This is a genomic window from Sporosarcina koreensis (assembly GCF_001531445.1).
GTDB classification, from domain to species: domain Bacteria; phylum Bacillota; class Bacilli; order Bacillales_A; family Planococcaceae; genus Sporosarcina; species Sporosarcina koreensis_C.
In genome coordinates this window covers 94,944-101,400 of sequence record NZ_LQYA01000023.1, presented here as the reverse complement: position 1 = coordinate 101,400, position 6,457 = coordinate 94,944, and the positions used below count along the sequence as shown (strand labels likewise).

The window sequence follows — 6,457 nt, the reverse complement described above, 5'->3', positions numbered from 1 at the left end:
ATGCCGGTCGCGCCGGTTGCTCCCGTCGGACCGGGAACACCTTGAATGCCTTGAGTACCTGTCGCACCGGTTGCACCTGTAGCACCGGGAACACCTTGAATGCCTTGAGTACCTGTCGCACCGGTTGCACCTGTAGCACCGGGAACACCTTGAATGCCTTGAGTACCTGTCGCACCGGTTGCTCCGGTTGGACCGGGATCGCCTTGGATTCCTTGGATGCCTGTTGCGCCGGTTGCACCTGTCGGACCTGGGTCACCTTGGATTCCTTGGATGCCGGTCGCACCGGTTGCACCTGTCGGACCAGTCAGCCCCGGAACACCTTGGATTCCTTGCGCACCTGTAGCTCCAGTCGCTCCCGTTGCACCAGTCGGTCCCGTTTCACCTTGAACCCCTTGCGGACCGGTCGCGCCGGTTGCTCCCGTTGGACCAGGCGGGCATGGGCGGTTAGGAGAATGTGATTGCCTGCAACTTCTACATGGAAAACTTCTATTCCCTCTCATTTTTTCACCCCCTTTTTTACATCAGTATTACTTTATTCAAACAAATGATGATTGCTTGTACTAATGTTCCTAAAGGGGGGGTGAAGCGACGGCTACTGATTGAAACGATGTTCGAAGTACTTCTCATTAAATAAGACGCTTGGATGATCCGGTACAAGAGACAATGCTTTCATATGATATTCATACGCCTTTTCAAATTGTCCCAATTGATCGTAGCAATAGCATAAATCGATATGCGGCATCCAAGTCCACACGGCTTCATTCGCAATCCCCATAGAGTGTGGTCTGTCCAAAGTAAATATCATTTCCAGCCAAAAAACCGCCAATCCCATCTCTCCATGTCCTATAAAATAGCGTCCAATCTCACTGCAAGCCTCCGCCCGCGGTTTATCGTATTCGAACGTTTTGAATAAATATCGGAGAGATTTGCGATCATCGCTGTTTTTATAGCAATGTGAAAGATGTAAACACGCCGTAATATTATCTTCCAGCCAACCGCCTTCCAACGACAAGAATTTCTCAAAATAGATGATGGCCTCTTCTTTTCTGTCGTTATCCATTAATTCATTCGCAAAGTATAGAGTATCCCTCAAGGAAAACGGCTCCTGATTTTCATGCATGCGCAAGTAAATTTCAAGATTTCTTGGTGTGTGTGCTTTTTCTTTTTGATGTGTGATAGCAACGTCACTTTCAATCACATCTCCGAACACCTCTAAATACTCGTGTACTTTTCCAACCCATCTGAACCCTGCTTCGCGCCGAACAATCCTATTCCGCCGTAAACTATGTGTGACATTTCCGTTGCTATCCACCCCCAAATGATAGGGCATAGACACCCTGTTTACTTTCCCGTCAAGTTGCTCTTTAAGTTCTCGAAATCCATGTCTGTCCAATTCCTGTAAAACATCGTCCGCATCCAACCACATAATATAGTCCTTCGTAGCGTTCGCAAATGAATAGTTCCGAGCAGCCGCAAAATCATCCACCCACGCAAAATCCAAAACTTTGTCCGCATATTTCTCAGCAATCTCCCTGGTCCCGTCAACTGATCCAGTATCGACAATAATTATTTCATCCATAAATTCACTTACCGAACGCAAACACCGTTCCAGCACTTTCTCTTCATCCCGTACAATCATACATAGACTAATTTCTTGATGGTCGCTGAACATTCATTTCATCTCCGTTGTAAGCAGTTGTTTTACTATACGAACGGCAACTAGCGAATGCTAGGCATTACGGCAAGAAAATAAAGTCACGCCGACCATTTAACGTAATTTCAACGAGACGGTGCCGCCAATATTTCCAATGTTGTTTATTGGATAAGGCTCACTTATACTTAATTCACCACATCTGAATTTTTATAATGGAAGGGGAGTAATTTATGAAACTTGGTGCATTCTCTGTCAGCCTCACTGTAAAAGACATTCATCAATCGAAATCATTTTACGAAAATCTTGGTTTTCAAACATTCGGAGGTAACATTGAACAGAACTGGCTCATTATGAAAAACGAAAATTGCATCATTGGCCTCTTCCAAGGAATGTTCGACAAAAACATTCTCACTTTTAACCCCGGCTGGAATGAAAACGCCGAAAGTCTTGATTCATTTACGGATATCCGGTACCTTCAGCAGCAGCTGAAAGAGAAAGGGATGCAACTGCTTACCGAGGCGGATGAATCCAGTGCAGGGGTCGCGAGTTTTACTCTTGAGGATCCGGATGGCAATCTGATTCTTGTGGATCAACATGTGAATCGCCCATGAAAAAAACCCATTCAAGGTCGACTTGGATGGGGTCTAGTTCAGGTAACTATGTAAATAATTGTCTGCGACCCTCTATTTCCATATTCATGGTCCATCCCCCGTTCCACTTCTTATAAATCACCTGCCTTTCGCATAAAAACCATTGTAAACTTGAAACTATTCATATGCTTTTTCGTATAGTAGTCTATCTTGCAAGCATAGTAATTGAATGAATCATATGCAATGTAAAGAAAGGAACGTGATTGATCATGAGATCTGCCAACCCAAGTTTTGGGGAAAACACCTTCAAAGGACTGCGGTCAGAAAAAGGCGCGGCGATGACCATTCAAGGGACCGTGAACAAGACGTTCATCCTGTTCCTGTTGATATGTGCAACCGCTGTTTTCACATGGCATCAATACTTTTCAGGGAATGATATTCAGGCGTGGCTTTGGATTGGACTCTTAGGCGGTTTCATCGTAGCCCTCATTACCATTTTTGCGAAAAGGGCGGCTCCCTACACCGCGCCTCTGTACGCATTATTGGAAGGGCTTGCGATCGGAGGCATTTCCGCCATGTTTGAGTCCCAATTTGAAGGCATTACGACACAGGCGATCCTTTTGACGCTCGGAACTTTATTCTCCCTGCTTCTTGTGTATCGCTCAGGCCTTATCAAAGTGACCGAGAACTTCAAGCTTGGCGTCGTTGTTGCGACGGGTGCAATATTCTTTGTATATCTTGCGGATTTCATCCTTCGCTTTTTTGGCATGGAAGTCCCCTTCATCCATGAGACAGGACTCGTCGGCATCCTCATTTCTGTCGCGATTGTAGTCGTTGCCGCATTGAATCTAGTCCTTGATTTTGATTTCATTGAAAAAGGGACCGAACAGCAAGCGCCAAAGTATATGGAATGGTACGGCGCATTCGGCTTAATGGTTACGCTAGTTTGGTTGTATTTTGAAATTCTTAGGCTTCTATCTAAAATAAGAAGCAATCGATAAAGTAGGTGGTGGCGAAATGGGCTTTTCTCCGTTTGATGATTTTATGTTTAATGCTATGCCGATATTTGGTTTCGTCATTTTCGCCATCGTCATTGGCGGATTCATATTTGTAATTGTTAAAGGCATCGGCCAATGGTCCTCCAACAATGGCTCGCCTCGCTTGACGGTTTCCGCTCAGGTGAAGACGAAACGCACGAATACAAGGGGCGGCAGCGGCGACTCTTCCGCCCATACGAGTTATTATGTTACGTTCCAAGTGGAGAGCGGCGACCGTATGGAATTAAAAATGTCCGGCAAGGAATACGGCATGTTAGCTGACGGTGATCTCGGCATCCTAACGTTCCAAGGCACCAGATATTTGGGATTTGAACGAAAAGGCACAACAGACTAATCAAAATCCATCCTTTTGAGTATCCCAACTCAAGGATGGATTTTTCTATTCCACCGCCCTCTTTCGGTGCCTGTGCAACACACATTTATGACAATTCATCCTTAATGATATTCATGCAGTTTCTCTCAACCATTTCCCTGTGACATTAACCTTTTAAATAACGCAATATACAATTGTAGTGCATTATCTGAATTGTTCATTGCACAGGCACCGAAACAGTTTATTATATTCTGATTTGCGCATATCAATACCTTTTACCCATTATTCGATTTTTCTAATAGTTTTATTAATATACTATTGATTATTTTCTGTATTTTTGTTACCGTAACCAATATGGCATGCTGGTAGTCTTTCAAACTGTGCGGGGTCGATTAGGGGGTCGACTCTATTAAATTGTGGCATGACATACATTATGTGGCAAGGGGATGAAAGGGAATGACAATGAAGGTGAAGAAAGCGGATCGTCCTGTCAAACGGGAAATGCAGCGAAGGTCAGACGGTCTGCTTGATTATGAACGGCTCATCGAAACGGAAGAGTTTAAGCAATTGGTAAGAAAGAAAAAACGCTTTATGATGCCTTATGTAATTGCTTTTTTTGCTATCTATTTATTGCTCCCCATTTTGACGGGATATACGTCGATTCTTGAAACACGGGCGATTGGCTGGATGACGTGGACATGGGTCTATGCGTTTGGCATGTTTATCATGGTTTGGGTGTTCACGCAGATCTATGTTAAGAAGTCGAGAGAATTTGATAGCGACGTCGAGCATTTGCTCGAAAAACACGTTCGGAAATAAAGGGGGAACGAAGCATGGGTTTAATGTCTTATGGAATCTTTTTTGCAGTTATTCTTTTGACGCTTTACATCACATATTGGGCTGCTAAGCAGACGCGGACGGCGAGTGAGTTTTATACGGCAGGCGGTTCACTGACAGGTTGGCAAAACGGGATGGCCATTGCGGGGGACTATTTATCGGCTGCCTCATTTTTAGGAATTGCCGGAGCGATTTCATTGAATGGCTTTGACGGGTTTTATTACAGCGTCGGCTGGCTGACCGCTTACCTCGTCGTATTGTTTTTAATTGCGGAACCACTACGGAACCTCGGAAAGTATACGATGGCTGATATGATCGGTTCACGGTTCGGGGCGAAGAAAGTCCGCGGCGCCGCGGCGCTTAATACGATTACAATCGTCCTTTTCTATATGCTTGCACAACTTGTCGGAGCCGGCGCGCTCATTAAGCTGCTATTTGGCATCGACTACTGGATTTCCGTTCTCATCGTCGGTGTCATGATGATGATCTACGTATTATTTGGCGGAATGACTGCTACGAGCTGGGTGCAGATCATCAAAGCAATCTTGCTAATGATCGGAACCATCGTCATTTCATTCCTCGTTCTTATGAAATTTAATTTTAACTTTGTCGGCATGTTCGATGTCATGCGGACAGCGACGCCTCATGGAGAGTCATTCCTTCATTCAGGGGTCGTCTATAAAGATCCGATCGGCCTCATTTCAGTGTTGCTTGCGCTCGTACTCGGAACTGCAGGATTGCCACATATCCTTATGCGCTTCTTTACTGTTAAAGATGCAAAGACTGCGCGCTCTTCCGTCGTGTACGCTGTATGGATCATCGGGATTTTCTATGTCATGACGATTTTCCTCGGCTTTGGTGCTGCCAAATTCGTTGGTGCAGATGCCATCATCGCGGAAAACTCTGCGGGCAATATGGCCGCCCCGATGTTAGCAGGAGTGCTTGGCGGCGATATGCTTGAATCATTCGTTGCGGCCGTTGCATTTGCTACAATCCTAGCAGTCGTTGCAGGGCTCGTGCTGTCCGGCGCATCAGCCATTGCACATGATATTTACGCACAAATCATCAAAAAAGGAAAAGTGACAGAAAAGCAGCAAGTAAAAGCAGCACGCTATGCGGCAATTGGCGTTTCTGTCGTCTCCATCTTGCTTGCACTTGGATCTGAAAAGCTAAATGTCGCGTTCCTCGTGTCGCTTGCATTCTGTATCGCAGCGTCCGCGAACGTTCCGACGATTCTATTCACGATCTACTGGCGTAAATTCAACACGACTGGCGCGGTTGCTTCTATGCTGACAGGGCTTATTACTGCCCTCGTCCTCGTCGCGGTCAGTCCGAACGTCATCAATCCGGTTGAAGGCGCTGCATTCTTCGTCGGCGAACCGCTCTTCCCGTTCGTCAATCCGGCGATCATCTCGATTCCGGCCGGTTTCATTGCCGCCATTATCGGTACGTATGTCGGCGCGAAACGTATGGAGGCCGAAGAAGTCGCCTACGCGGAAGTCCGTTTCAAAGCGGAAGCAGGATATCGCGGGTTGGAAGGACAAGCCCCGAATTGATTGTTTGAATGAAATATGAAGAGCCCTCGGTAACTGAGTTAAGGTTTCCGAAGGCTCTTTTGTCCCCTACTCTTCAGCCGCTTCATTGTAGAGTTGAAGTCCGTTTGGATGCGGCGATACAAATTACTTCTGTCCCTTTTTACCAAGCTTCTCATTACCTCGTTTAAAATTGCCCGTGATTTTCGCTAACAACAACTGTATTTCAGTTGGACTATCTTCTACATCCCTGATCCTTGCAACAAGACGGTCTGCTTCCTTACCGTTTACAATTTTAATTTGTTTGCCCTCGTAACTGATCATGACTGTCCCTTTTTTCGTTATTTGATATGTAAATGGCTCCTCACCTAATCTGTTTCTTTTATCTATCTCACTCACAATACCCTCTCCTTACTTTCATTGCTCCTCTGACCCGAAATCGGTGCCTGTGCAAGAAGCATTTATGACAATTC

The 6,457-nt window shown here is 45.6% G+C and carries 7 protein-coding genes and 1 pseudogene; 5 read left to right on the top strand and 3 right to left on the bottom strand.

Annotated features, from left to right (window positions below; translation table 11 throughout):
• Both AWV70_RS05295 and AWV70_RS05290 read right to left on the bottom strand, forming a co-directional pair.
• Positions 1 to 500 (bottom strand): annotated as a pseudogene (locus tag AWV70_RS05295) (collagen-like protein); the annotation flags it as partial.
• Between the two features lie 92 nt (positions 501 to 592).
• Positions 593 to 1,672: a tetratricopeptide repeat-containing glycosyltransferase family 2 protein gene (locus AWV70_RS05290; protein ID WP_060204957.1), complete on the bottom strand. Its 1,080-nt coding sequence runs from the start codon at positions 1,670 to 1,672 to the stop codon at positions 593 to 595.
• A gap of 212 nt (positions 1,673 to 1,884) precedes the next feature.
• Between AWV70_RS05290 and AWV70_RS05285 the strand changes: the two genes are divergently transcribed.
• The 5 genes from AWV70_RS05285 (at position 1,885) to AWV70_RS05265 (ending at position 6,008) form a co-directional block, all read left to right on the top strand.
• Positions 1,885 to 2,265, top strand: coding sequence for a VOC family protein (locus AWV70_RS05285; RefSeq protein WP_060204956.1), 381 nt, complete (start codon positions 1,885 to 1,887; stop codon positions 2,263 to 2,265).
• 248 nt (positions 2,266 to 2,513) lie between these two features.
• Positions 2,514 to 3,245, top strand: a complete 732-nt coding sequence (locus tag AWV70_RS05280; protein WP_060204964.1) for a Bax inhibitor-1/YccA family protein — start codon at positions 2,514 to 2,516, stop codon at positions 3,243 to 3,245.
• A 16-nt stretch (positions 3,246 to 3,261) separates the two neighbouring features.
• On the top strand, positions 3,262 to 3,636 hold the full coding sequence (locus tag AWV70_RS05275) for a DUF2500 domain-containing protein (RefSeq protein ID WP_060204955.1): 375 nt from the start codon (positions 3,262 to 3,264) through the stop codon (positions 3,634 to 3,636).
• A 435-nt stretch (positions 3,637 to 4,071) separates the two neighbouring features.
• Entirely contained in the window at positions 4,072 to 4,434 is a 363-nt protein-coding gene (locus AWV70_RS05270; RefSeq protein WP_235588550.1) for a DUF485 domain-containing protein, read from the top strand.
• Positions 4,435 to 4,448: 14 nt separating this feature from the next.
• Positions 4,449 to 6,008 carry a solute symporter family protein gene (locus AWV70_RS05265; RefSeq protein WP_060204954.1) on the top strand — a complete coding sequence of 520 codons (1,560 nt, stop codon included), beginning with the start codon at positions 4,449 to 4,451 and terminating at the stop codon, positions 6,006 to 6,008.
• Between the two features lie 123 nt (positions 6,009 to 6,131).
• Here AWV70_RS05265 and AWV70_RS05260 read toward each other — a convergent pair whose 3' ends face one another.
• Positions 6,132 to 6,383, bottom strand: coding sequence for a hypothetical protein (locus AWV70_RS05260; protein ID WP_060204953.1), 252 nt, complete (start codon positions 6,381 to 6,383; stop codon positions 6,132 to 6,134).
• Between the last annotated feature and the right edge of the window lie 74 nt (positions 6,384 to 6,457).

What these genes read in the sequence shown, in the direction of transcription:
- AWV70_RS05290 (WP_060204957.1), bottom strand. Translation starts at nt 1,672, where the DNA reads ATGTTCAGCGACCATCAAGAAATTAGTCTATGTATGATTGTACGGGAT.
- AWV70_RS05285 (WP_060204956.1), top strand. Translation starts at nt 1,885, where the DNA reads ATGAAACTTGGTGCATTCTCTGTCAGCCTCACTGTAAAAGACATTCAT.
- AWV70_RS05280 (WP_060204964.1), top strand. Translation starts at nt 2,514, where the DNA reads ATGAGATCTGCCAACCCAAGTTTTGGGGAAAACACCTTCAAAGGACTG.
- AWV70_RS05275 (WP_060204955.1), top strand. Translation starts at nt 3,262, where the DNA reads ATGGGCTTTTCTCCGTTTGATGATTTTATGTTTAATGCTATGCCGATA.
- AWV70_RS05270 (WP_235588550.1), top strand. Translation starts at nt 4,072, where the DNA reads ATGACAATGAAGGTGAAGAAAGCGGATCGTCCTGTCAAACGGGAAATG.
- AWV70_RS05265 (WP_060204954.1), top strand. Translation starts at nt 4,449, where the DNA reads ATGGGTTTAATGTCTTATGGAATCTTTTTTGCAGTTATTCTTTTGACG.